Origin of the sequence: Achromobacter pulmonis (assembly GCF_021733725.1) — a bacterium.
Taxonomy (GTDB): Bacteria; Pseudomonadota; Gammaproteobacteria; order Burkholderiales; family Burkholderiaceae_B; genus Achromobacter; species Achromobacter pulmonis.
Genome location: NZ_JAIFOT010000001.1, coordinates 2734696 through 2758663 on the forward strand (window position 1 = coordinate 2734696; position 23968 = coordinate 2758663).

The window sequence follows — 23968 nt, forward strand, 5'->3', positions numbered from 1 at the left end:
GCATCAATGGCATTGAAGTCCGCGGCCGCCGCGCCGGCGCGCGGGCGTCAGGGGCTGGCCGCGGGCGTTGGCGCCACCACGGTTGCGCGCGGCAGCTCCACGCGGAAACGCGTGACGGCGTCGCGCGATTCGGCACTGATGCGGCCGCCATGGGCCTGCACCACCTGTTGCGCGATGAACAGTCCCAGCCCCAGGCCGCGATGGCCGCCGGCGCGCCGGGCGCCGCTGCGGAAGGGGTCGAACAAGCGCGGCAGCACATCTGGCGGAATGTTGCCGCCGTTGCTGACGGTGACGGCGACTTGGCCGGCCGCCGTGCCGTCGACCTCGACCTGCACCGGGACGTCGGGGCTGCCGTGGTGCAAGGCGTTGCCCAGCAGGTTGGCCAGCACCTGCGCGATGCGCTCGCCGTCCCAGACTCCGTTGGTGTCGCCGCGATAGGCGGCTTCGATCGGGCGGCCGGCGAAGCCGGTGCGGATTTCGTCCAGCGTGCGCTCGACCAGGGTTTCCATGTGGGTGCTTGCGGGCGCCAGCGCCAGGCCGCCGGCCTGGCGGATGCGCGTCACGTCGAGCAGGTCCGAAATCAGGAGGTTCATGCGCTCGCCGCTTTGCAGGATGCGCTGCGCCAGGCTGACGACGCGCGCGTCGTCGCTCTGGCGCCGCAGCAGCGCAGCGCCCATGATGACCGCCTGCAGCGGCGTGCGCAGATCGTGGCCGAGCACCGCCATGAACATGTCATTGACCCGCAGGGCCTCGGTGCGCGCTTCCAGTTCGCGCGCCAGCGCGCGCCGGCGTTCATGCAGTTCGAAGAAGACATTTGCCTTGCTGCGCAGCATGTAGGGGTCGACCGGCTTGTACAGGAAGTCCACCGCGCCGCTTTCGTAGCCGCGGAATTGCCAGCTCTGTTCATGCGAGCCGGCGGTGATGAAGATCAGCGGGATATGGCGGGTGCGCGCGCTGCCGCGGATCAGTTCGGCCAGCTCGAAGCCATTCATGTCGGGCATCTGCACATCGAGCAGCGCCAGCGCCACGTCGGGATGGTTCAACAGCAGTTCCAGCGCCTGCGGGCCGGACTGGGCCTTCAGTACCTGGACGCGGTCGCTGGCCAGCAACGCTTCCAGCGCGACCAGATTCTCGGGAACGTCGTCGACCAGCAGGCATTTGACAGGGGTGTCCGGCGTGGGGGCAGGTGTCGATATCATGGTGTCGGGGAAGTGGAATCAGGACAGCGGCCGCGCGGGCAGGCGCGCCAGCAGGGCGGCGATGGCCGCGGGAGAGCGCACGCAGGGCGTATCCAACAGCGCCAGCGCGGCGTCGGGCATGGCGCGCATGGCGGCCGAGTCCGGTGCCTGCACCACGGCCTGGCCGCCGGCGGCGTGGATCGCCGCCAGCCCCTGGGCGCCATCTTCGTTGGCGCCGGACAGCAATATGCCCAGCAGCCTGGCGCCGTAGCAGTCGGCGGCGGATTGGAACAGCACGTCGATCGATGGTCGCGAGAAATGCACCGGCGGCCCGATCGACAGCGCCAGGCGCGGGCCGCGGTCGACCAGCAGATGGTAGTCCGGCGGCGCGAAGTAGAGATGTCCGGGCAGTATCGGCTGCTGGTCCTCGGCCTCGCGCAAGGGCAGCGCGCAGCGGTCGCGGAAGATCTCGACCAGCAGGCTGCGGCGGTCGCGCGGCAGGTGCAGCAATACGATCACCGCCGCGCGCAGGCCGGCGGGCAGGGCCGGCAGCAGCAGATTCAGGACTTCGATGGCGCCGGACGAGCCGCCGATGACGATCGCGTCCCAGCCGGGCGTGGACGCCTTGTCGTCGCGGGGCGCTGACGGGCGGCGGCTCACAGCCCGGCCTTTTTGCGGTAGATGCGGTCTTCGAGCACGAAGTCGTCGAAGCCGTCGGCCTGGGCCGAAAAGCGTACCGATTCCCGCGACCCCAGGCCCAGGAAGCCGCGATGGACCAGGGCATCGTGGAACAGGCGCAGCGCCCGGTTCTGCAACTCGCGCTCGAAGTAGATGAGCACGTTGCGGCACGACACCAGGTGCACTTCGGCGAACACGCTGTCCGTGGCCAGGCTGTGGTCGGAGAAGACCATGTGCGCGCGCAGCGCCTTGTCGAACACCACGCGGCCGTAGCGGGCGGTGTAGTAGTCGGACAGGGAGCTACGGCCGCCGGCCTGAGCGTGGTTGCGGGTGAACGCGGCCACCCGCTCCAGGTCGAACACGCCTTGCTCGGCCGTGCGCAGCGCATGGGGATTGATGTCGGTGGCATAGATCAGTGCGCGCTCCAGCAAGCCTTCCTCGCGCAGCAGGATGGCCAGCGAATAGACTTCTTCGCCGGTACTGCAGCCGGCCACCCATACCTTGATCGAAGGGTAGGTGCGCAGGATCGGCACCACTTCTTTGCGCAGCGCCAGGAAGTAGCCAGGATCGCGGAACATGTCGCTGACCTGCACCGTCAGGAACTGCAGCAACTCGGTGAACACCGGCGGTTCGTGCAGCACGCGGTCCTGCAGCAGGGACAGGGTCTTGCAGCCGAAATGCGCCAGGGCGCTTTGCAGGCGCCGCTTGAGCGAGGCCTGCGCGTAGGCGCGAAAGTCGTAGTGATAGTGGTGGTAGATCGCCTCGAGCAGCAAGCGCTGCTCGATATCCTCGGTAGGCGTCTGGTTCGGTCGCGGCATGGTCGTCATCGGGGCAGGGGGCGGCCGGTCATTTTCCCATCCAGACGCGCACCAGCGACAACAGGCGTTCGACATCCAGCGGCTTGGCGATGTAGTCGTTGGCGCCCGCGGCCAGGCATTTCTCCTGGTCGTCCTTCATGGCCTTGGCGGTCAGGGCGATGATGGGCAGGCGGCGCCATTGCGGCCGTGCGCGGATCTCGCGCATGGCGGTGTAGCCGTCCATCTCGGGCATCATGATGTCCATCAGCACCAGGTCGATGGCCGGCTGGCCCTCGGCGCCGGCGCGGTCCAGCGCCTCGAGCGCCTCGCGGCCGTTGCGCGCGATCTCCACCCGCAGGCCGGTCGGCTCCAGAATGCTGGAGAGCGCGAACACATTGCGCACGTCGTCCTCGACCACCAGCACGGTGCGGCCTTCGAGCGCGGAATCGCGGCTGCGGGCCAGTTCCAGCATCTGGCGCTGCTGCGGCGGCAGGTCGGCTTCGACCTGGTGCAGGAACAGCGTCACTTCATCGAGCAGGCGTTCGGGCGAACGCGCGTCCTTGATGATGATGGACTTGGAGAAGCGGCGCAGCTGCTGTTCCTCGTCGCGCGACAGCGCCCGCCCGGTGTAGACGATGACGGGCGGGAACGACACGCTGTCCTGCTCGGCCATGGCGCGCAGCAGCTCGTGGCCGCTGATGTCCGGCAGGTTCAGGTCCATGACGACGCAGTCGAAGGTGGTGTTGCGCAGCAATTCCAGCGCGGCATGGGCGGTGGCGGCCGGGACGATCTGCACGTCGTCGCGCGCCAGCAGTTCCCGCACGCTGTCGCGCTGGCGTTCGTCGTCCTCGACCACCAGCACGCGCCGCACGTTCTGGGTGAACTTGGCTTCCAGGCGCTGCAGGGCCCGCTCCAGTTCCTCGCGCTTGACCGGCTTGAGCGCGTAGCCGACCGCGCCGCGGCCCATCGCTTCCTGGGCGTAGTCGGCGACCGAGACGATATGGACCGGAATGTGGCGGGTGTGCGGATTGCGCTTGAGCTGGTCCAGCACGCCCAGGCCCGAGAAATCGGGCAGGTTGATATCGAGCACGATGGCGTCGGGCCGGCGCCGCGCCGCCAGCGCCAGCCCTTCGGTGGCGGTGTGCGCCGCCAGGCAGCCGAAGCCCATCTCGCGCGCCAGGTCGCCCAGGATGGCGGCAAAGCGCTCGTCGTCTTCGATGACGAGGATGCTGCGGCCGGCGTCCTGTTCCGGTTCGGGCTCGGGGTCCGCGGCAAGGGGCGTGGGGGAAGGCGCCATCGCGGGGGGCTGGGGTATCGCCGCGCGCGGCGGCACGCCGTCATGCGGCGCCGGCTGGGCTTCCAGGCGCAGCGGCAGCAGCAGCGTGAAGACGCTGCCTTGCCCCGGCGTGCTGACCAGCGACAGGGTGCCGCCCAGCAGCTTGGCCAGGTCGCGCGAGATCGACAGGCCCAGGCCGGTGCCGCCATGCTTGCGGTGAGTGCTGCCGTCGGCCTGGCGGAAGGCCTCGAAGATCAATTCCTGCTGCTCGGCCGGCACGCCGATGCCGGTATCTTGCACCGCGAATGACAGCATGCCGCGAGGCGCGCGCGCCACCTTGAGGGTGACACTGCCGCGCTCGGTGAATTTGAGGGCGTTCGACAGCAGGTTCTTGATCACCTGGCCGAGGCGCTGCGGGTCCGTGTGCAGGGCCGCCGGCGAGTCGGCGGCGATATCCAGGTCCAGCTTCAGCCCCTTTTCCTGGGCGATCGGCCGCAACGGGTCGAGCAGCCGTTGCAGCGTCGGGGCGATCGCCACCTCTTCGACCTCCACGGTGGCCTGGCCGGCCTCGATCTTGGCCAGGTCGAGAATGTCGTTGATCAGCGCCAGCAGGTCGCTGCCGGCGGCATGGATGGTCTGCGCATACTTGACCTGTTCCGGGCTCAGGTTGCCGGGCTTGTTGTCTGCCAGCAGCTTGGCCAGGATCAGGGTCGAGTTGAGCGGCGTGCGCAGTTCGTGGCTCATATTGGCCAGGAATTCGCTCTTGTACTGGCTGGCCTGGCTCAACAGGCGCGCCTTGTCGGTCAGCGCGCCCTGGACCCGCAGCAACTGCTCGGTCTGCAATTCCAGGCTGACGTTGGCCTGCTTGAGCTCGGTCTGCTGCGTTTCCATGCGCGCCTGCGATTCCTGCAGGATGCGGCTTTGCTGTTCCAGTTCTTCGTTGCTGACGCGCAGTTCTTCCTGCTGGGTCTGGAGTTCTTCGGACTGGCGTTGGGTTTCCGCCAGCAGCGCTTCCAGCCGGGTGCGGTCCAGCCCGGCGCGGATGGCCGAGGCCAGCATCTCGGAGGCGCCTTCGAGCAGGCTGCGTTCGCTCTGGCCCACCGGATGATTGAAGCCCAGCTCGATCACGGCATACACCCGCTCGTTCTGCATGGCGGGCGCCAGCACCAGTTCGGCCGGATTGGAGCGGCCGGTGGCCGAGGACACCTCGAAGTGGCCGGCGGGCACGTCGCGCAGGTGCAGCAGTTGGCGTGAACGGGCCGCCTGTCCGACCAGCCCTTCGGCGGGGGATATCTTCTGCGCCAGGCGCTCGGGGGGCAGAGCATAGCCGCCGAACAGCGTCAGGTCGTCGCCGCCGTTGACCACGTAGCCGGCCCCCACGCTGGCGTTGAGGTACTGCGCCAGGTATTCGAGCGCGCGCTTGCCGATCTCGTCCAGACGGTGATCGCCGCGCAGGCGCAGGCTCAATCCGGAAAGCCCGGCGGTGATCCAGGCCTGGCGCGCCTTGGCGCGGTATTCGCGGATGGTCATGGCGGCCGAGGCCGTGATCAGCACCAGCAGCAGCAACGACCCGCCCCATGAGTAGTAGGCCGAGGTGGCCGAGGCGGCGACCCAGGCCTCGCGTTGTTCCGTGACCAGGGACATTTGGCGCGTGTACAGGTCGGCGACCAGGTCGCGCAGCCGATCCATTGCTTCCTTGCCCGAGTCGGTCCGCACTACGGCCAGCGCGCCTTCGACATCGCCGGCCTTGCGCATTTCGATGGTGGTCCGCAGCTCGGCCAGTTTCTGCTGCGTGATGCCGGCGATATCGTTGACGATGCGGCGTTGCGCCGCGTCCGCGGCGGCGGCTTGCTGGACCACCGCCAGGCGCTGTTCGATCAGCGGCACCGAGCGCAGGTAGGGCTGCAGGTAGGCCGGATCGCCCGTCAGCAGATAGCCGCGCTGGCCGATTTCGGCGTCCTTGAGCGCCGAGTTGAACAGGCTCAGCTGGCGCAGTGTCTCGGTCGTGTTGTCCATGGCCTTGACCGCCTCGGCGCGGGTATTGGCCGAGCGCACGTTGACGAAGGCGATGAGCAGCGTGGCCAGCGCGGCCATCACGAAACCGATCATCAGGGCGCGCGGAACGGCATGGCGGCTGGCGGAGTGCGGCATGTGCGGCATGGGAACGGTTCGGCGGGGAAAAAATGAAGCAACGACTATACAGGGGTCCGGGGGAGTGGTTTCGTCCGGATACAATTGCTTCCCCCTCGAAGGGCGCGCATCCCCTAGGATTCGGCCTTCCCCGCTGTGCCAATCCGCTTGCGCGCCGCCTGTGGCGCGCGCGGGACATGACAACCATGACGAAAATCCTTTTGGTCGACGATCAGCCGGCGTTGGTCGCCCTGATGAGCGAATTCCTGAGTAGCGAAGGCTACGACGTCATCACGCATACCGATGGCTTGACGGCCTTGCGGCAGATGCTGGAATTGCGGCCCGACCTGGTCATCACCGACTTTTCCATGCCCGGCATGGACGGCGGCGCCTTGCTGACCGCCATGCGTGAAAACGCCTATCTGAACGATACCCCGGTCCTGGTGCTCAGCGGCCGGCCCGAATCCGAGATCGGCCCGGCCTGCGCCGGGCGCGCGACCCTGTTGCGCAAGCCCGCCGAGCCGGAAGCGGTGCTGCTGGCCATCCGGCGCTTGCTGCCGGCCGCGCCGCGGCAGGGGGCCGGGCGTATGGACGCGGGCCTGGCCGCGACGGCCCCGGCATTGACGGCGGGTTGCTAGCCGGATCGGGGACGGCGCGGCGGCGCGCGCCATGCGGCCAGCGGGCAAGGCGCGGATCGCTGGCGGCTCATTGTTGCTGGGGAGGCGTCGCGGCGCGGGAGGCCTGCGTGGACAGGCGTTCCTGCGTCAGGGTGCCTGGTTCGGCCTGGGAAGGACGCACCACGACGGCATTCCGGCTGTCGCTGGCGCCCAGCTTGGGCAGGTCCACCGGACGCGCGGCCAAGTTCGAAAAGGGGCCGCCGCCGCTGGCCGGCACGCCGTCCAGCGTCAGGTTCGCCGCCCATTGGCCATCACGGCGCGATAGCACCTGGTAGCGCTGTGGCGAGCCAGCCATGCGCGCCACCACATACAACGTGCCGTCAATCAAATGGATCGCCGGCGGTGACGCCGCCTCGGCCGGCAGCCTGGCGGGCTTGCCGCGCTCGACCAGCCAGAGCGGGCCATCCGCGCGCTCCAGGACCGCCACCACCACGTTGCCCTGCGCGTCGGCATCGATTGCCGGACGGCCTATGTAGGGCACGCCCAGGTCGGCCGGCACGCTCCAGTCCATTTCCAGGTCGGTGGTGTCGCCGGTTTCCTCCAGGCGGGTCAGGTGGTTGTTGCCACGTTGGCGGAAATACAGTTCGACCCGGTGTTCGTGGTTGCGGATCGCGGCCAGCCCGCCGGCCGCCGCGGGCGCCGGCACGCGGCGCCAGGCCTGCCAGTCCGGCCGCTGGCCCTTGGCGGCCGGCAATTGGCGGGAGGAGAACAACTGCCCGCCCGCCGACGCGAAGACGATGTAGCGGCCATCGTCGCCGCGCACCACCGCGGGCGCGCCGGAGGCGCCGTCCAGCGGCGGCAGGCTTTGCCAGGGCCCCCAGCTGCCATCGATGCCGGACGGTGAGATCCAGTGCAGCCGGCCGTCATAGCCCAGCGCGACGGCGGCGGCCTCGCCGCGCGGCGCCACCGCGGGAATCTGGATGACGCGGATGCCGGCCAGCGCCTGCCACCCCTGCCAGGTGCCGTCGTGGCGTTGCTTGTTGGCCCATACCCCGCCCAGCGGATCGCGCGCCATCAGGCCGGCGGTGCCGTCGGCGTGGCCGAACGTGACCAAGGGGCCGCCGGTGCGGCCGCCCAGGCTTTGCCAGCGGCGCTGACCCGCGTCCCAGCGGTTGGCGGCGGCGTTGGTCTCGCCCGCCGCGAACACCACCAGCCCGTCGCGCTTGTCGGGATAGATCTGCGGCGGCATGTCCCGGCGCGAGACGTAGTAGGCGCGCTGTACCCAGGCGGCCGCGGGACCGGCGGGTTCCTTGCAGCCGCTGGGGCCGGCGCAATAGTGGTAGTCGTTCCAGGCGTAGTGCTGGAAGATGATGGATTTGCTGGCGATCTCGCTGTCGGCGAGATTGCTGGCGCGCTCCTGGCTGGGATAGTCGATATAGCCGGTCTCGGCATAGTTGCCGGGCGCGCGCAGCATGGCGGCGCGCACCAGCCGCGCGCTGGCGATGTGGTCGGGATGGCCGTGTCCGGCGCAGCGCCAGCACAGTTGCGTATACGGCACGCTGATCGTGTCGTCCAGGTGACGCACGGTGGTCGGCTGGTATTGCCGGATCAATTCGGCCAGGGTGTCGATCAACTGTTCGCGCGAGTACACCTCGGGGTATGGGCCGAGCGTGTCCACGTTCTGTCCGGGTTCGGATTCGGCGCGGCTCAGCGGCGTGAGGCTGCCCCAGCCGTTGCCCAGCCACGGGTCCTTCAGGCGCAGATGCCACAGTTGCACGCGCGGGTTGCCCGACAGGCTGAAACGCGCGATCCGGCGCTGGCCCGCGTGGCCGACGCCTTCCTTCCAGAGATCGGGCTGGCCTGCCATATAGGCATAGGCCGCGCGCACGCCGCGTTCCCGACCCAGCATGTAGGGGGCGCCTTCGCCCGCATCGCTGGCGGTCAGGTAGACCACCCGCACGCAGCCGCCGGCCGCGATGTTGGAGGCGATGTCCGGGTTCATGAACAGCAGGTCGTCGTCCAGGTGGGCGACGAAGGCGAGGTCTTTGATGCCATTGCATTGCGCCAGGGTGGGGGGCGCGGCGAAGGCGGCGCCGGCCAGGCCGGCGAGCATCAGCGCTTGCCCGAAACGGGCGAGCAAGGTCGTGAGAATCCGCGTCAAGGGGCCCGCTCCTGAGGCATGGTCATGAAACTGCGCGATTGCGCGCATCTTAGCAAGCCGCGCCTGGGCGCAGGCAGGCGGGATGGCGCCCTTTGGCGAAAAGCCAACAAGCGGATTGCCTGGCAATGCAACCGCCGCGCGCAACGGCCAGCCGCCGCCGCGGCGTTGGCCGCCTGCACACAAAGTGGGTGCGTGCGCATAGAATCAGGCAGGAAATCCAGCGGATTGCACTACCGGCAGGCGCTCCGATTCCGGAAAATGCCAGTCTGGCCGGCTGCCGGCCCCGTTTCGGGACGACGGCCGGCGGATGCCCGCCGCCGTTGCCGCGCCAGTTCGCCACCTCCTTCCACCTCCATGAGGATTTCGCCATGACACAACTGCAAGTCAACGGCCAGGCCAGGGACGTGACCGTTCCGGACGATATGCCTTTGTTGTGGGTGCTGCGCGACGAGCTTGGCATGACCGGCACCAAGTTCGGCTGCGGCATGGCCCTGTGCGGCGCCTGTACCACGCACCTGGATGGGCAGCCGATCCGCGCCTGTGTCACGCCCGTGTCGGCGGTGGCCGGCCGGGCGATTGCGACCATCGAGGGCATGGATGCCGATCCGGTCGGCCGGACCGTGCAGCGCGCCTGGATCGAGAACAATGTGGCGCAATGCGGTTATTGCCAGGCGGGGCAGATCATGACGGCGGTCGGCCTGCTCAAGGCCACGCCCGCGCCCACCGAGCAGCAGATCGACGAGGCCATGAGCGGCAACATCTGCCGCTGCGGCACCTATCCGCGCATCCGCGCCGCGATCCAGCAGGCGGCGGCCCGCCTGGCCCAGGGAGGCAAGTGATGATGGACACGGCACAACGCGCGCGACGCGATTTTCTCAAGGGCGGGCTGGGCGCGCTGACGCTGGCGGTGACAGGCAGCGGCCTGGTCAGCGCGGTGCGGGCGGCCGGGGCGGAGCCTCGCAAGTACGGCGCCGATTCGATGCCGGGCGGCACGGTGGATGATCCGCTGGTGTTCGTCTCGATCGCGCCGGATGGCACGGTCACCATCGTGGCGCACCGGGCCGAGATGGGCACGGGCGTGCGCACCAGCCTGCCGATGGTGGTGGCCGATGAAATGGAAGCCGACTGGGCGCGGGTCCGCGTGGTCCAGGCCGGGGCCGACGAGGCGCGCTACGGCAACCAGAACGTGGACGGCTCGCGCAGCGTGCGGCACTTCCTGTTGCCGATGCGCCGGGTGGGCGCCGCCGCCCGCCAGATGCTGGAGGCCGCCGCCGCCGCGCGCTGGTCGGTGCCGCGGGACCAGGTGCGCGCGACCCGCCACGAGGTCGTCCATGACGCCAGCGGCCGCAGGCTGGGCTATGGCGAGCTGGCGGCCGATGCCGCCCGGTTGCCGGTGCCGGCCGGTGACGCGCTGCGGCTCAAGGTGCCCGCCGATTTCCGCTACATCGGCAAGAGCGAAGTGCGCCTGGTCGACCTGGAGGCCATCGGCAAGGGCCAGGCCGCCTATGGCATGGATTGCCACCTGCCCGGCATGGTGTACGCGGTGGTGGCGCGGCCGCCGGTGGTCGGGGGCAAGCCGCGCCGCGTCGACAGCGCCAAGGCGCTGGCCGTGCCCGGCGTGCTGAAAGTGGTGGACATTCCGCCGATGCAGGGCGCGCCCGCCTTCCAGCCCCTGGGCGGCGTGGCGGTGGTGGCGCGCAATACCTGGTCGGCGATCCAGGGCCGGGCGGCGCTGGAGATCGAGTGGGACGATGGCCCCAATGGCGACTACGATTCGGCGGCCTACCGGCAGACCCTGGCGGCCGCCAGCCGCGCGCCGGGCAGAGTCATGCGCGACCAGGGCGACGCGCCGGGGGCCTGGGCCCAGGCCGGGGAGGCCGAACGTTTCGCGGCCGATTACCATGTGCCGCATCTGGCGCATGCGTCCATGGAACCGCCGGTGGCCACGGTGCGGATCCAGGGGGATCAGGCCGAGGTCTGGACCTCGGTCCAGAACCCCGCGGCGGCGCAGGAGGCCGTGGCCCGGCGGCTCAAGCTGGACCCGGCGAAAGTCAAGGTGAACGTGCTGTTGCTGGGAGGCGGGTTCGGACGCAAGTCCAAGCCCGACTACGTGGACGAAGCCGCCATCGTGGCCCGTGCGATGCCGCAAGGCACGCCGGTCAAGCTGGTATGGACGCGCGAGGACGATATCCATCACGACTATCTGCACACGGTATCGGCAGAGCGCCTTGAGGCAGTGGTGGACCAGGACGGCAAGGTGCGGTCGTGGCTGCATCGCAGCGCCGCGCCCACCATCGGTTCGCTGTTCACCGAGGGCGCCCAGGGCGAGCAGTTGTTCGAATCGGCCATGTCCGCCATCAACATGCCCTATGTCATCCCCAACGTGCGCGTCGAGACCGCGCCGGTCGCCGCGCATGCGCGCATTGGCTGGTTCCGTTCGGTGTCCAACATTCCGCACGCGTTCGCGGCGCAGTGCTTCATCGCCGAGTTGGCGCATCGCGCCGGCAAGGATCACAAGCAATACGCGCTGGACTTGATCGGGCCGGCCCGCCGCATCGATCCAGGCACCCTGGCCGATACCTGGAACTACAGCGAATCGCCTGAACGCTACCCCTACGACACGGGCCGCCTGCGCGGCGTGATCGAGGCGGCCGCGCGCGGCGCCGGCTGGGGGCGGGAACTGCCGCGGGGTCATGGTCTCGGCCTGGCCTTCTGCTACAGCTTCATGAGCTACACCGCCACGGTGGTGGAAGTGGCGGTGGACGCCAAGGGCGAGGTCCAGGTGCTGGCCGTGGACATGGCGCTCGACTGTGGGCCGCAGATCAATCCCGAGCGCATCCGCGCGCAGATGGAGGGCGGCGCCATCATGGGCCTGAGCCTGGCCTTGCTGGGCGAGATCACGTTCGAGCGGGGGCGCGTCAAGCAGAACAACTTCTACGATTATGAAGTGCTGCGCCACGGGGCGTCGCCGCGCGTGATCCGCACTCACCTGGTCAACGATGACCATGCCTTGCCGCCAGGCGGCGTGGGCGAGCCGCCCGTGCCGCCGGTGGCGCCGGCGCTGTGCAATGCGATATTCGCGGCCACCGGCAAGCGGGTGCGCGACCTGCCGGTACGGACGGTGGCCTAGCATGGACCGGTACGACGCTTCGGACACGGCCGTGCCGCGCGCCGGGTTGCCCACGGTCATCGTGCTGGCCGCCGGCCGGGGCGAGCGCTTCACGCGTTCCGGCGGCGCCACCCACAAGCTGCAGGCGCCGCTGGCCGGCATGACCGTGCTGCAACGGGTGTTGCGCGCCGTGGCGGAATCGGGCCTGCCTTGCCATGTGGTGCGGGCCGAGGCGGACGATGGCGCCGGCGGGGCGGCCGGCATGGGCGATTCGATCGCCCGGGGCGTGCGCGCCACCGCCCGGGCCGCCGGCTGGCTCATCCTGCCGGGCGACCTGCCGCTGGTCGGCGCCGACAGCCTGCGGCGGGTCGCCGCCGCGCTCGCGTCCAGCCCGGTGGCGCTGCCATTCTGGAATGGCAATGGCCGGCAGGGGCATCCGGTCGGCTTCGGGCGGTGCTGCTTCGCGGCGCTGGCGCGATTGCAGGGCGACCAGGGCGCCGCGTCGATCGTGGCGGCGCACCGGCAGGCCGGCACGCTGTGCACGCTGGCATTGGCGGACCCGGGCATCGTTGCCGACATCGACACCGTGGCGGATCTGGCCCGGGCCGAAGCGCGGCTTGCCGCCACCATGCCCACCCTGGGAGCGTGCTGAATGGAAAGTGTCGATGTGCGCGTGCTGCGCGCCGCCCGTGACTGGGCCATGGCGGGCGACCGGGTCCTGTTGGCGACGGTGGCCCGGACCTGGGGATCGTCGCCGCGCCCGGCCGGCTCGATGATGGTGTTGCGTGAGGACGGCCGCTGCGTCGGCTCGGTCTCGGGCGGTTGCATCGAAGACGACCTGGTGTCGCGCTATACCCGCGCCCACGGCGGCCCCGGTATGCCGCGGGCCCGCCCCGAGCGGCTGCGTTATGGGGTGCAGGCGGACGAGGCGCGGCGCTTCGGCCTGCCCTGCGGCGGCACGCTGGAGCTGTTGCTGGAGTTCGATCCCGATGTCTCGCTGCTCGATGCGCTGGTGCGTCAGCTGGAAGCGGGCCAACTGACGCAACGCACCGTGGACTGCGTCACGGGCGCGGTGACGCTGGCGCGCGCCGGCGCGCCGGCGGCGCTGTGCTTTGACGGCGCGGTGCTGTCGCACACGCTGGGGCCGCAGTACCGCATGCTGCTGATCGGCGCGGGCGCGCTGGCCGAGTATGTCTCGACCATGGCGCTGTTCAACGATTTCGCGGTCACGCTCTGCGATCCGCGCGTCGAGCATCTGGGCGCCTGGTCGGTGGCCGGCGTGCAGCTCACCACCGAGATGCCCGACGATGCCGTGCGGGCGATGCGTCCGGACACGCGCACCTGTATCGTGGCGCTGAGCCATGATCCGAAACTGGACGACCTGGCGTTGCTCGAAGCGCTGCACAGTCCGGCTTTCTACGTGGGCGCGATCGGCTCGCGGCGCAACACCGAGCTGCGCCGCCAGCGCTTGATCGAACACTTCGACGAAACCGAGGAATCGCTGCAGCGCCTGCGGGCGCCGGTCGGCCTCTACATCGGCAGCCGCACGCCCGCGGAGATCGCCGTGAGCGTGATGGCCGAGATCCTGGCCGTGAAAAATGGCGTGCCGCTGCCGCCGGCCCTGTCGGTGGCGGCGGCCAAGACGCGGTTCCAGGCGCCCGCCTAGGTGGCGGGCCGCGCTAGCCCGCGCGCGGCAAGTCCGGGGGGGCGGTGGCGGTCGTCGCGGCGTCGGAAGGGAGCCGCGAAGGCCCCCTGAGGCGCCGGCCACCGCGTCCGCCCCGCTCCGCCGGGCCGGACTTGCCTGTATCATGCGTTCGAAGAGATCCGTCCCCCCGAGCGCCGTTTTCCGTCGCGCGGCCTGATTGCCAGTGACCCCGGATAGCCCTCATGCCCGACCCGCTTCGTCTGCAGGCTTTGATACAGGATTGTGCCCGCGGCCAGGAATCCGCGCTGGCCGAACTCTATCGACAGACTTCCCCGCATCTGTTTGCGCTCGCCGTACGTATATTGCGTCGAAGCGACTGGGCGGAGGAAGTCCTCCAGGACAGCTTCATCAATATCTGGCGCAATGCCGCCCGCTATTCTTCGGAGCAGAGCCAAGTGATGACCTGGATGACGCGCATCGTGCGCAACCGCTGCATCGACCTGTTGCGCAGGCCGGACCTGGAGCGCCCCGACGCCGACGGTGAGCTGACGCTGGCCTGGGCCGATGACGCACCCGGCCCGTTCGAACGGCTGCAGCGCGACCAGGACGGCCAGCGCCTGGCCGACTGCCTGAAGCAGCTCGAGGGGCCGCAGCGCACCGCCATCGCGTTGTCCTTCTTCGACGACCTCAGCCACAGCGAGATCGCCCGCCGCCTGCAGGCGCCGCTGGGCACGGTCAAGAGCTGGGTGCGGCGCGGCATGGACCGGCTCAAGAGGTGCCTGTCATGAACTACAGCAACCCCCAACTGCGCGCGCGGCTGGCGGCCGACTACGTGGCCGGCGCGATGCGCGGCGGCGCCCGCCGCCGCTTCGAGGGCCTGATGGCCGCCGATGCCAATCTGCGCCGCCAGGTGCGCGATTGGGAAGACGACATCTACCCGCTGCTGTGGTCGCTGCCGGCCCGGGTGCCGCCGCGCCGCGTCTGGCGCGCCATCGAATCGCGTCTCAAGCCGGGGCGCGCCCGGGGCTGGCAGGGCCTGGCGTTCTGGCGCGTGCTCAGCGGCGCGCTGGCGGCGGTGCTGGTGGCCGGGGTGGTGGTCTACCCGATGCAGGTCGACCGCGCCGCGCGCACGCAACTGATGGCGGTGCTGCAAAGTCCGGAGGCCCAGGCCATGCTGGTGGTGCGCGCCGACGAGCGCGGCGGCCTGCACGTCCATGCCCTGCAGGACTTGGCATCGCGCGCCGGCGGCAAGGCGCTGGAGCTGTGGGTGATTCCGCCCGGGCAGGCGCCGCAATCGGTCGGCCTGGTGGCGCCCGAGGGCCTGACGGCGCTGCAACGCCGCCAGGGCCTGGAAGGCATCCAGAAGCTGGCCATCACGCTCGAACCGCCGGGCGGCTCGCCTTCGGGCAAGCCGACAGGGCCGGTCATCATGAGCGGCGACGTGCTCAAGATCTGAACCGCATCCAAAGCGGGCCGGGCCGCGTATAGAGGGGTGTCCCATTGCGGAGCCCCTCATGTTTTCCTGGATAACCGCAGGCCCGCGCGGCCCGCTTGCGATCGTGGTCCTGGCCGCGCTGGCCCTGGGCCTGCTGGCCGCCTGTTCTCCCCTGACGCTGCTGAACGGCGCGGTGCCCGACGGCGCCAACCGCGTTTCGGCGGGGCTGGCCTATGGCCCGCTCGCGCGCCAGCGGCTGGACATCTACCGGCCGCCCGGCGCGGCCGGGGCGCCGGTGGTGGTGTTCTTCTACGGGGGCAGCTGGCGCAGCGGGGATCGGGCCGATTACCGTTTCGTCGGCGATGCGCTGGCGGCGCGTGGCATGGTCGCGGTCATTGCCGACTATCGCGTCTATCCCGAGGCCGGCTACCCGGACTTCCTGCGCGACGCGGCTCAGGCGGTGGCCTGGACCCAGCGCCATATCGACGCCTATGGCGGCGACCCCGGGCGCGTCTTCGTCGCCGGCCACAGCGCCGGCGGCTATATCGCCGCCATGCTGGCGCTGGACGGGCGCTGGCTCGGCGGCGCCGGCTCCAGCCCCGCGACGCTGGCGGGCTGGATCGGCCTGGCCGGACCCTATGACTTCCTGCCCATCGTCGCGCGCGACGTGCGGCCGGTGTTCGGCTATCCCGACACGCCGGCCGACTCGCAACCCATCCACCATGTCACTCCCCATGCGCCGCCCGGCCTGCTGCTGACCGGCACGGCCGACACCACGGTCGACCCGCGCCGCAACAGCGCCAGCCTGGCGGCCGCCCTGCGAACGGCCGGCGCCTGCGCGCGGCTGGTGACGTATCCCGACCTGGGCCACAAGCTGCTGGTGGGCGCGCTGTCGCGCCCGCTGCGCTGGCGCGCGTCCGTGCTGGACGACCTGGACGCGTTCGTGACCCATCCCTGTCCGTCGACCCAAGGAGAATGACGATGCGACGCCTGCTCGCGGTCCTGTTGCTGACTCCCCTGGCCGCATCGGCCGCCAACGAACACTACGTGGGCTACGCCTATGACAGCCGCGATGGCGCGGAACGCTATCGCGAAGAGCACTGGGTGGTGCGCGAGGGCGGCCGGCAAGTGCGGCTGGTGTTGTACCGCTGTCCCGGCGGCGAGGCATTCGCGCGCAAATGGGTGCGCGGCGCGGTCGATGATCCCGCGCCGGATTTCGCCCTGTATGACCAGCGCGACGGCTATCGCGAAGGCGTCGATACCCGCTTGGGCCGGCGCACTGTCTACGTGCAGGCGCGCGCCGGCGCGCCGATGCGCAGCCGGCCGCTGCCCGCCGTGGCCGACGCCGTGGTGGATGCCGGCTTCGATGCCTGGCTGCGGGCCAACTGGCAGCCGCCGGCCGCGCCGCTGCATTTCCTGGTGCCCAGCCGGCTGGAATGGATGCCGCTGACGGTACAGGCACGCGCCGCCGGCCAGGGCGAGCGCAGCTTCCGCCTGCGGCTCGATGCCTGGTATGGCTTCGCCGCGCCGGCCTTGCGCGTGACCTACGACAGCGCCAGCCGGCGCCTGCGGCGCTTCGAAGGGCCGAGCAACCTGCGCGACGGCAACGGCGGCACGCAGACCGTGCGCATCGAGTTCCCGGCCGACGCCGTCCGGCCGCCGCCCGCGGCGCAGGACCTGGACGCGGCGGCGGCCACGCCGCTGGTGTCGCGCTGCGGATAAGGGTTTTCACCTATGCATCCACCGCATCTCCGCGCCCGTATATCCCGACACGTTTCACACAGGACACCATGATGCGCTCCGTTCTCTCCGGCTGGACCGCTTCGATACGACGCTGGGTCGATACCCAGGCGCAGGACGCGCCGGGCGGCGATCCCGACCGTATCGACTGGACCCGCGCCTTGCCCTTCGCGTTGTTGCACGCCGGCTGCCTGGGGGCGCTGTGGACCGGCGTATCGCCCGCGGCGCTGGCGCTGGCGGTGGCGTTGTACGCCGTGCGCATGTTCGCCCTGACCGGGTTCTACCACCGCTACTTCTCGCACCGCACTTTCCGCACCTCGCGCGGCATGCAGCTGGTGTTCGCCGTGCTGGGCGCCTCGTGCGCGCAGCGCGGACCGCTGTGGTGGGCGGCCCACCATCGCCACCACCATCGCCATGCCGACGATGAGCATGACCTGCATTCGCCGCGCCGCCATGGTTTCTGGTGGAGCCACATGGGCTGGTTTCTGACGCGCCGCGCCTTCGCCACCGATCTGGCGCGGGTGCCGGACCTGCGCGGCTACGCCGAACTGCGCTGGCTCGACCGCTTCGACGCGGCGGTGCCGCTGGCGCTGGCCCTGGGCTGCTACGGCCTGGGCGCGCTGCTGGCACGCGTGGCGCCCGGCCTGGGCACAGACGGGCCGCAGATGCTGGTATGGGGCTTTTTCATTTCGACCGTGGCGCTGTTCCACGCCACCGTCACCATCAATTCGCTGGCGCACAGCTATGGCAAGCGGCGCTACGACACCGCCGACGACAGCCGCAACAACGCCTGGCTCGCGCTGCTGACCTTCGGCGAGGGCTGGCACAACAACCACCACTTCTACCCGGGGTCGGCGCGGCAGGGATTCCGTGCCCATGAGATCGACATCACCTGGTACGGCCTGCGCCTGCTGGCCGCCACCGGCCTCATCTGGGACCTCAAGGGCGTGCCGGCCTGGGCGCTGGCCGCCGCCAAGGAGTGAACATGCGCATCGCCATCATCGGTTCGGGCATCGCGGGACTGGTCTGCGCCTGGAAGCTGGGCCGCGATCACGACGTCACGCTGTACGAGGCCAACGACTACCTGGGCGGGCATACGCACACGCACACGGTCGAGCAGGACGGCCGGCGTTACGAGGTGGACAGCGGTTTCATCGTCCACAATCCGCACAATTACCCGCAGTTCACGGCATTGCTGGAAGAGCTGGGCGTGGCGTCGCAGCCCACCACCATGAGCTTCTCGGTGCACAAACAGGCCGACGGGCTGGCGTACAACGCCACGTCGCTGGACACGCTGTTCTGCCAGCGGCGCAACCTGCTGTCGCCGCGCTTTCTGGGCATGGTGCGCGACCTGATGCGTTTTTACCGGCAGTCGCCCGCGCTGTTGCGCGCGCCGGAGCCGGGCCCCACGCTGGGCGAGTACCTGGCGCAACACCGCTACGGCGAGGCGTTCCGCACCGACCACCTGATCCCGATGGCCTCGGCGCTGTGGTCGTCGCCGGCTGCGCGCATCCTGGAATTCCCGGCGCGGTATCTCGTGCAGTTCATGGCCAATCACCAGATGCTGCAGGTCAGCGGCCGGCCGCAGTGGCGCGTGGTGCAGGGCGGATCGCGCCGCTATATCGACGCCATGCGCCAGCGCTGGACGGTGCGCGAACGGTTGAACTGCGCCGTGCGGGCCGTCCGGCGCCAGCCGGCCGGCGTGCAGGTGATCACGCGCGATGGCCAGGAGCACCATGACGAAGTGATCTTCGCCTGCCACAGCGACCAGGCGCTGGCGCTGCTGGCCGACCCGACGCCGCAGGAACGCGCGGTGCTGGGCGCCATCACCTACCAGGACAACGACGTGGTGCTGCACACCGACGCCCGCCTGCTGCCGCGCCAGCGCAAGGCCTGGGCCGCCTGGAACGCCTACGTGCCGGCCGATCCGGGGGCGCCCTGTTCGGTCAGCTATTGCATGAACCTGCTGCAGGGCATCGCCTCGCCGCGGCCGTTCATCGTGACGCTCAACCGCAGCGAGGCCATCGACCCGGCGCAAGTGCTGGCGCGCATGCGCTATCACCACCCCGTGTACACCCACGAATCGGTGGCCGCGCAGGCGCGCCGGGCCGAGATTTCGGGCCGGCATCGCAGTTGGTATGCCGGCGCCTACTGGGGTTGGGGCTTTCACGAGGATGGCGTGGCCAGCGCGCTGGACGTGGTGCGCGCCATCCTGGGGCGGCCGCGGGTCTGGGCGCGGGAGGCGGCATGAACCTGCATAGCGCCGTCTATGAGGGCCGGGTGACGCACCGGCGCCACCATCCGCATGCGCATGGCTTCGGCTACCGCATGGGCCAGCTCTACCTGGATCTGGACGAGATCGACCAGGTGTTCCAGGGCCGCTGGCTGTGGTCGGTGGAACGGCCCAACCTGGCCCAATGGCGGCGCGCCGATTACCTTGACGCGGGCGGCGGGCTGCCGCTGGCGCAGGCGGTGCGGCAACGCCTGCGGGCGCATCTGGGCGACATGCCGGACGGGCCCATCCGCCTGCTGGCGCATCCGCGCTACGCCGGCTACGTCTTCAATCCAGTGAGCTTTTACTACTGCTACGAAGCCGACGGCCGCACGCTGGCCGCGATCGTGGCCGAGATCACCAATACGCCGTGGAAGCAGCGCCATTGCGTGGTGCTGCCGGCCGCGGCCGCCGAGCGCGAAGGCGACGCGCTGGCCTGGCGCTTCGACAAACGCTTCCACGTCTCTCCCTTCATGCCCATGGACTGCGCCTACGACTGGCGCTTCACTGCGCCGGCCGACGAGCTGCGCGTGCACATGCGCGTCAGCCGCCAGGACGTGCCGCAATTCGACGCGCGCCTGGATCTGCGGCGCCGCGCGCTCGACGGCGCGGCGCTGGCGCGCCTGTTGTGGCGCTACCCGCTGATGACGCTGCAAGTCATCGGCGCCATCCATTGGCAGGCGCTGCGCCTGTGGCTCAAGCGCAATCCCGTCTACGACCATCCCCGCACCCCCAACGGAGAACCGCAATGAAACCCATGACGCCCTCGGAACACGCTTCGATCGCGGCCAGCCGCCGCGCCGGCCCGCTCGACCGCCTGTTGCGGCGGCGCCTGTTCGCCAGCCTGGCGGCGCTGGACCATGGCCAGTTGCTGATCGAGGACAGCCTGGGCAGCGTTACGCTGGGCCGCGGCGAGCCGTGCGTGCGCCTGACCGTCAGCGACCTGGGCTTCTATCGGCTGGTGGCCGCGCAAGGCAGTGTCGGCGCGGGCGAGGCCTATGGCGACGGCCTGTGGCGTTGCGACGACCTGGTCGGGCTGGTGCGCCTGCTGGTGCGCAACCGCGACACGCTGGACGCCATGGAGTCCGGGCTGGCGCGGCTGGCCGGCTGGGCGCTGCGGCGCTGGCATGCCGGCAATGCCAATACGCGCGCCGGCAGCCGGCGCAACATCGCCGCGCACTACGACCTGGGCAACACTTTCTTCGGGCTGTTCCTATCGGATGACCTGATGTATTCGTCGGCGCTGTGGACGGGCGCCGATGACACGCTGGAAGCGGCCTCCCACCGCAAGCTGGAGACGATCTGCCGCAAGCTGGAGCTGCGGCCCACGGACCGCGTGGTGGAAATCGGCAGCGGCTGGGGCGGCTTCGCGATCCACGCGGCGCGTCATTACGGCTGCCATGTCACCACCGCCACGCTGTCGCGCGAACAGCACGACCTGGCGGTCGAGCGCGTGCGCGCCGCCGGATTGCAGGACCGTGTGGATGTCGTGCTGCGCGACTATCGTGATCTGCAGGGCCAGTATGACAAGCTGGTGTCGGTGGAGATGATCGAGGCCGTCGGCGCGAACTTCCTGGAAACCTATTTCGCCAAGGTCGCCAGCCTGCTCGACCCGCGCGGCCGGGCGCTGATCCAGGCCATCACCATCGAAGACCACCGCTACCAGCAGGCGCTGACTTCGGTCGATTTCATCAAGCGCCATATTTTTCCGGGCAGCTTCATCCCGTCCATCGAGGCGATGCTGCGCGCCAAGACGCGCGCCTGCGACCTGGCCTTGGTGCACCTGGAGGACTTCGGCCTGTCGTACGCGCGCACGCTGCAGGCCTGGCGCGAGCGCTTCCTGGCGCGCCTGCCCGAGGTGCGGGCGCAGGGCTTCGACGCGCGCTTCTGCCGCTTGTGGGAGTTCTACCTGGCGTACTGCGAAGGGGGCTTTCGCGAGCGCTCCATCGGCGTTGCGCACCTGTTGCTGACGCATCCGCAGGCGCGCGCCACGGGCGGCCGCTGGGCGCGGGAGGCGGCGTGATGCGTTTCTGGGCCAACCTGATCGGCTACCAGCTCGTGTGGTTCAGCGCCGTGATCGGCGCCGGCCGCGGGCTGGCCTGGCCGGGCGTGGCCGCCGCCCTGGTGTTCATCGCGGCGCAACTGGCGGCGTCGGCCACGGCGCGCGCCGACCTGCGGCTGGCCGGGGCTGCCGTGCTGTGCGGCGCGGCGCTGGATGGCACGCTGTCGGCGCTGGGCTGGGCGCGCTATGCCGCCGACGCCTGGCCCGCGCCGCTCTGGATCCTGGCGTTGTGGGCGGCGTTCGCGCTGACGCTGAACCATTCGCTCGCCTACCTGCGTCCCAGGCCCTGGCTGGCCTGCGTGTTCGGCGCGGTCGGCGGGCCGCTGGCGTATTGGGGCGCGGCCCGTGGCTGGCAGCCGGTGCAATTCGAACCGCCGGCCTGGCGCGCCACCGTCGCGCTGGCGGCGGGATGGGCGCTGGCATTGCCGGCGCTGACCGCCGGCGCGCGGCGCTGGGTCCGGGAGGCGCCATGACGGCCTGGCAACAATGGTTCTGCATCGCGGCCGCCATGGTGGTGGCGATGGCGCTGGCCTGGCGCTGGCAGCGCCGCCGCGCCAACGCCGGCATCGTCGATGTGGTGTGGTCGCTGGGCATGGGCGCGGCCGGCGGGCTGATCGCCGCCACCGGCACGGGCAGCGTCGCGGCCCGGTTGGCGCTGGCGCTGATGGCGGGCGTCTGGTCATTGCGGCTGGCCTGGCACCTGTGGCGCCGCGTGCGCGAAGGCGAGGACGGCCGCTATCGCGCGTTGCGCGAGCACTGGCAGGGCCACCAGGGCAAGTTCTTCGGCCTGTTCATGTTCCAGGCCGCGCTGGTGATGCTGTTCTGCCTGCCGTTCCTGGCGGTCGGCGCCAGTCCGGCGCAAGGCTGGCCGGTGGCGCTGGGCCTGCTGATCTGGCTGGCGGCGCTGGCGGGCGAGGTGATCGCCGACCGCCAGCTCGATCGTTTCCGCGACGACCCCGCCCACCGTGGCCGCACCTGCCGCGAAGGCCTGTGGCGCTATTCACGGCATCCCAATTACTTCTTCGAATGGTGCCACTGGTTCGGCTATGTGGCGCTGGCCTGGGGCTCGCCGCTGCAATGGCTGGCCTGGCTGGGGCCGGCGTTGATGTACGTGTTCCTGCGCTGGATCAGCGGCATTCCGTTCACCGAGCAACAGGCGCTGCGCACGCGCGGCGACGACTACCGCGATTACCAACGCCGCACGTCGGCCTTCTTTCCCTGGTTTCCCAAATCCTGACGAGGCACGCCATGACGACCGCTACCTTGCACGACACTTCCCTGGCCACCGACCGCCCCGCGCCCGGCCTGCTCGGCCTGGCCGAACGCGGCCTGCTGCCCGACGCGCTGCTGCGGTTGGGCATGCGGCGCCTGTGCGGCCAGCGCCTGGCGCAGGAATATGCCGGCGGCATCGAGGCCTGGACCGAGCGCGACCGCCAGCTCATCGCCACGCTGCGCGCCAGCGCCGTCGCCCTCCATACCGACGCCGCCAACGCTCAGCACTACGAGTTGCCGACCGCGTTCTTCCAGCTTTGCCTGGGCGCGCGCATGAAGTATTCGAGCTGTTATTACCCGACCGGCGCCGAAACCCTGGACCAGGCCGAAACCGCCATGCTGCGGCTGTACGGCGAGCGCGCCGGGCTGGCCGACGGCCAGGACATCCTGGAGCTGGGCTGCGGCTGGGGCTCGCTGACCCTGTGGATGGCCGAGCAGTTCCCCAACGCCCGCATCACGGCGGTGTCGAACTCCGCCACCCAGCGCCAGCATATCGAGGCGCGCTGCCGCGAGCGCGGCTGGTCGCACGTGCGCGTCGTGACCTGCGACGTCAACGTCCTGGCGCTGCCCGCCGCCGCCTACGACCGCTGCGTTTCGGTGGAGATGTTCGAACACATGCGCAACTACCACGACCTGCTGGCTCGCATCGCCCATTGGCTGCGGCCCGGCGGCAAGCTGTTCGTGCACATCTTCGCCCACCGCGAGCGCGCCTACCCCTTCGAGACCGACGGCGCCGACAACTGGATGGGGCGGCATTTCTTCACCGGCGGCATCATGCCGTCGGCCCATACCCTGCTGCATTTCCAGGATGACCTGCGGCTGGAGGAGCGCTGGTTCCTCGACGGCACCCACTATGCGCGCACCGCCAATCATTGGCTGGCCAACCAGGACGCCCGCCGCGAGCAGGCACGCGCGGTGCTGGCACAGGCCTATGGCGCGCCCCTGGCCGGGCTGTGGCACCAGCGCTGGCGCATGTTCTGGATGGCGTGCGCCGAACTCTTCGGCTACGACGGCGGCCAGCAATGGGGCGTGGCGCACTACCGCTACACGCGGCCCTGAGGAGAACGATCATGCTGCGCACCCTGTGTATCGGCCTGGCCGCCCTGCTGGCCGGCTGCGCGTCGCCGCCACCGATGCCGCCGGTGGCCCAGGTGGACCTGGATCGCTTCATGGGCGACTGGTATGTGATCGCGCACATCCCGAGCTGGCCCGAGCGCAACGCCTACGATGCGGTGGAAAGCTACCGCCGGCTGCCGGACGGCCGGGTGCAGACCGACTTCCGTTACCGCGATGGCAGCTTCGACGCGCCGGTCGACACCATGCACCCGGTGGCCACCGTGCGGCCCGGCACCGGCAACGCGGTCTGGGGCATGCAGTTCATTTGGCCCATCAAGGCCGAATACGTCATCGCCTACCTGGATGAGGGCTACCAGACCACCATCATCGGCCGTTCCAAGCGCGATTACGTCTGGATCATGGCGCGGGTGCCGTGCCTGGACCAGGCGGTCTATGCCGATCTGCTGCGCCGGGTGACGGCTCTGGGCTATACGGAAACCCCGCGCAAAGTGCCGCAGCGGTGCCCCCGGTGAAAGCGGG

The 23968-nt window shown here is 70.1% G+C and carries 22 protein-coding genes; 17 read left to right on the plus strand and 5 right to left on the minus strand.

The annotated features are described in order from the left end of the window. Positions 1 to 47: 47 nt before the first annotated feature. Genes K2W61_RS12555 through K2W61_RS12570 form a run of 4 tightly spaced genes read right to left on the minus strand, consistent with a single transcriptional unit; the run spans position 48 to position 6089 of the window. Entirely contained in the window at positions 48 to 1199 is a 1152-nt protein-coding gene (locus K2W61_RS12555) for a hybrid sensor histidine kinase/response regulator (RefSeq protein WP_236755751.1), read from the minus strand. A gap of 18 nt (positions 1200 to 1217) precedes the next feature. After that, positions 1218 to 1838, minus strand: a complete 621-nt coding sequence (locus K2W61_RS12560; RefSeq protein ID WP_175132283.1) for a chemotaxis protein CheB — start codon at positions 1836 to 1838, stop codon at positions 1218 to 1220. Next, positions 1835 to 2674, minus strand: coding sequence for a CheR family methyltransferase (locus K2W61_RS12565; protein ID WP_175132284.1), 840 nt, complete (start codon positions 2672 to 2674; stop codon positions 1835 to 1837). The genes K2W61_RS12560 and K2W61_RS12565 overlap by 4 nt, the downstream gene beginning before the upstream one ends. Before the next feature lie 28 nt (positions 2675 to 2702). Then, the gene (locus K2W61_RS12570; protein WP_236755752.1) at positions 2703 to 6089 is read right to left on the minus strand and encodes a response regulator; all 3387 of its coding nucleotides are present in this window, start codon (positions 6087 to 6089) and stop codon (positions 2703 to 2705) included. Between the two features lie 176 nt (positions 6090 to 6265). On the opposite strand from K2W61_RS12570, the gene K2W61_RS12575 reads away from it, so the two are divergent. Continuing rightward, complete coding sequence (locus K2W61_RS12575; RefSeq protein ID WP_236755753.1) at positions 6266 to 6697, plus strand: response regulator; 432 nt, start codon at positions 6266 to 6268, stop codon at positions 6695 to 6697. Between the two features lie 67 nt (positions 6698 to 6764). On the opposite strand, the gene K2W61_RS12580 is transcribed toward K2W61_RS12575, so the two are convergent. Then, a complete protein-coding gene (locus K2W61_RS12580) occupies positions 6765 to 8837 on the minus strand; it encodes a DUF8189 domain-containing protein (RefSeq protein ID WP_474001609.1) in 2073 nt (690 codons plus the stop codon). 368 nt (positions 8838 to 9205) lie between these two features. Between K2W61_RS12580 and K2W61_RS12585 the strand changes: the two genes are divergently transcribed. From K2W61_RS12585 to K2W61_RS12660, 16 genes are all read left to right on the plus strand, one after another. Next, positions 9206 to 9676: a (2Fe-2S)-binding protein gene (locus K2W61_RS12585; protein WP_175132286.1), complete on the plus strand. Its 471-nt coding sequence runs from the start codon at positions 9206 to 9208 to the stop codon at positions 9674 to 9676. Next, the gene (locus K2W61_RS12590) at positions 9676 to 11967 is read left to right on the plus strand and encodes a xanthine dehydrogenase family protein molybdopterin-binding subunit (RefSeq protein ID WP_236755755.1); all 2292 of its coding nucleotides are present in this window, start codon (positions 9676 to 9678) and stop codon (positions 11965 to 11967) included. The genes K2W61_RS12585 and K2W61_RS12590 overlap by 1 nt, the downstream gene beginning before the upstream one ends. Before the next feature lies 1 nt (position 11968). Beyond that, entirely contained in the window at positions 11969 to 12598 is a 630-nt protein-coding gene (locus tag K2W61_RS12595) for a nucleotidyltransferase family protein (protein WP_236755756.1), read from the plus strand. Beyond that, the gene (locus K2W61_RS12600; protein ID WP_175140451.1) at positions 12599 to 13612 is read left to right on the plus strand and encodes an XdhC family protein; all 1014 of its coding nucleotides are present in this window, start codon (positions 12599 to 12601) and stop codon (positions 13610 to 13612) included. Positions 13613 to 13833: 221 nt separating this feature from the next. Beyond that, complete coding sequence (locus tag K2W61_RS12605) at positions 13834 to 14379, plus strand: RNA polymerase sigma factor (protein ID WP_175140452.1); 546 nt, start codon at positions 13834 to 13836, stop codon at positions 14377 to 14379. Next, entirely contained in the window at positions 14376 to 15047 is a 672-nt protein-coding gene (locus K2W61_RS12610) for an anti-sigma factor (RefSeq protein WP_175132290.1), read from the plus strand. The genes K2W61_RS12605 and K2W61_RS12610 overlap by 4 nt, the downstream gene beginning before the upstream one ends. Positions 15048 to 15105: 58 nt before the next feature. Beyond that, positions 15106 to 16005 carry an alpha/beta hydrolase gene (locus K2W61_RS12615; RefSeq protein ID WP_236755757.1) on the plus strand — a complete coding sequence of 300 codons (900 nt, stop codon included), beginning with the start codon at positions 15106 to 15108 and terminating at the stop codon, positions 16003 to 16005. 2 nt (positions 16006 to 16007) lie between these two features. Then, a complete protein-coding gene (locus tag K2W61_RS12620) occupies positions 16008 to 16748 on the plus strand; it encodes a hypothetical protein (RefSeq protein WP_175140454.1) in 741 nt (246 codons plus the stop codon). A 68-nt stretch (positions 16749 to 16816) separates the two neighbouring features. Next, positions 16817 to 17749: an acyl-CoA desaturase gene (locus K2W61_RS12625; protein WP_175132293.1), complete on the plus strand. Its 933-nt coding sequence runs from the start codon at positions 16817 to 16819 to the stop codon at positions 17747 to 17749. Positions 17750 to 17751: 2 nt separating this feature from the next. After that, on the plus strand, positions 17752 to 19017 hold the full coding sequence (locus tag K2W61_RS12630; RefSeq protein ID WP_175132294.1) for an NAD(P)/FAD-dependent oxidoreductase: 1266 nt from the start codon (positions 17752 to 17754) through the stop codon (positions 19015 to 19017). Next, on the plus strand, positions 19014 to 19790 hold the full coding sequence (locus tag K2W61_RS12635) for a DUF1365 domain-containing protein (protein ID WP_175132295.1): 777 nt from the start codon (positions 19014 to 19016) through the stop codon (positions 19788 to 19790). The genes K2W61_RS12630 and K2W61_RS12635 overlap by 4 nt, the downstream gene beginning before the upstream one ends. Then, the gene (locus K2W61_RS12640) at positions 19787 to 21061 is read left to right on the plus strand and encodes an SAM-dependent methyltransferase (RefSeq protein WP_175132296.1); all 1275 of its coding nucleotides are present in this window, start codon (positions 19787 to 19789) and stop codon (positions 21059 to 21061) included. The genes K2W61_RS12635 and K2W61_RS12640 overlap by 4 nt, the downstream gene beginning before the upstream one ends. After that, positions 21061 to 21573, plus strand: a complete 513-nt coding sequence (locus K2W61_RS12645) for a DUF2878 domain-containing protein (RefSeq protein WP_175132409.1) — start codon at positions 21061 to 21063, stop codon at positions 21571 to 21573. Before K2W61_RS12640 ends, K2W61_RS12645 begins: the two co-directional genes overlap by 1 nt. After that, positions 21570 to 22337, plus strand: a complete 768-nt coding sequence (locus K2W61_RS12650; RefSeq protein WP_175132297.1) for a DUF1295 domain-containing protein — start codon at positions 21570 to 21572, stop codon at positions 22335 to 22337. Before K2W61_RS12645 ends, K2W61_RS12650 begins: the two co-directional genes overlap by 4 nt. Positions 22338 to 22348: 11 nt before the next feature. After that, a complete protein-coding gene (locus tag K2W61_RS12655) occupies positions 22349 to 23431 on the plus strand; it encodes an SAM-dependent methyltransferase (RefSeq protein WP_175132298.1) in 1083 nt (360 codons plus the stop codon). Positions 23432 to 23442: 11 nt separating this feature from the next. Further along, positions 23443 to 23961 carry a lipocalin family protein gene (locus K2W61_RS12660; RefSeq protein ID WP_175132299.1) on the plus strand — a complete coding sequence of 173 codons (519 nt, stop codon included), beginning with the start codon at positions 23443 to 23445 and terminating at the stop codon, positions 23959 to 23961. The last annotated feature ends 7 nt before the right edge of the window (positions 23962 to 23968 follow it).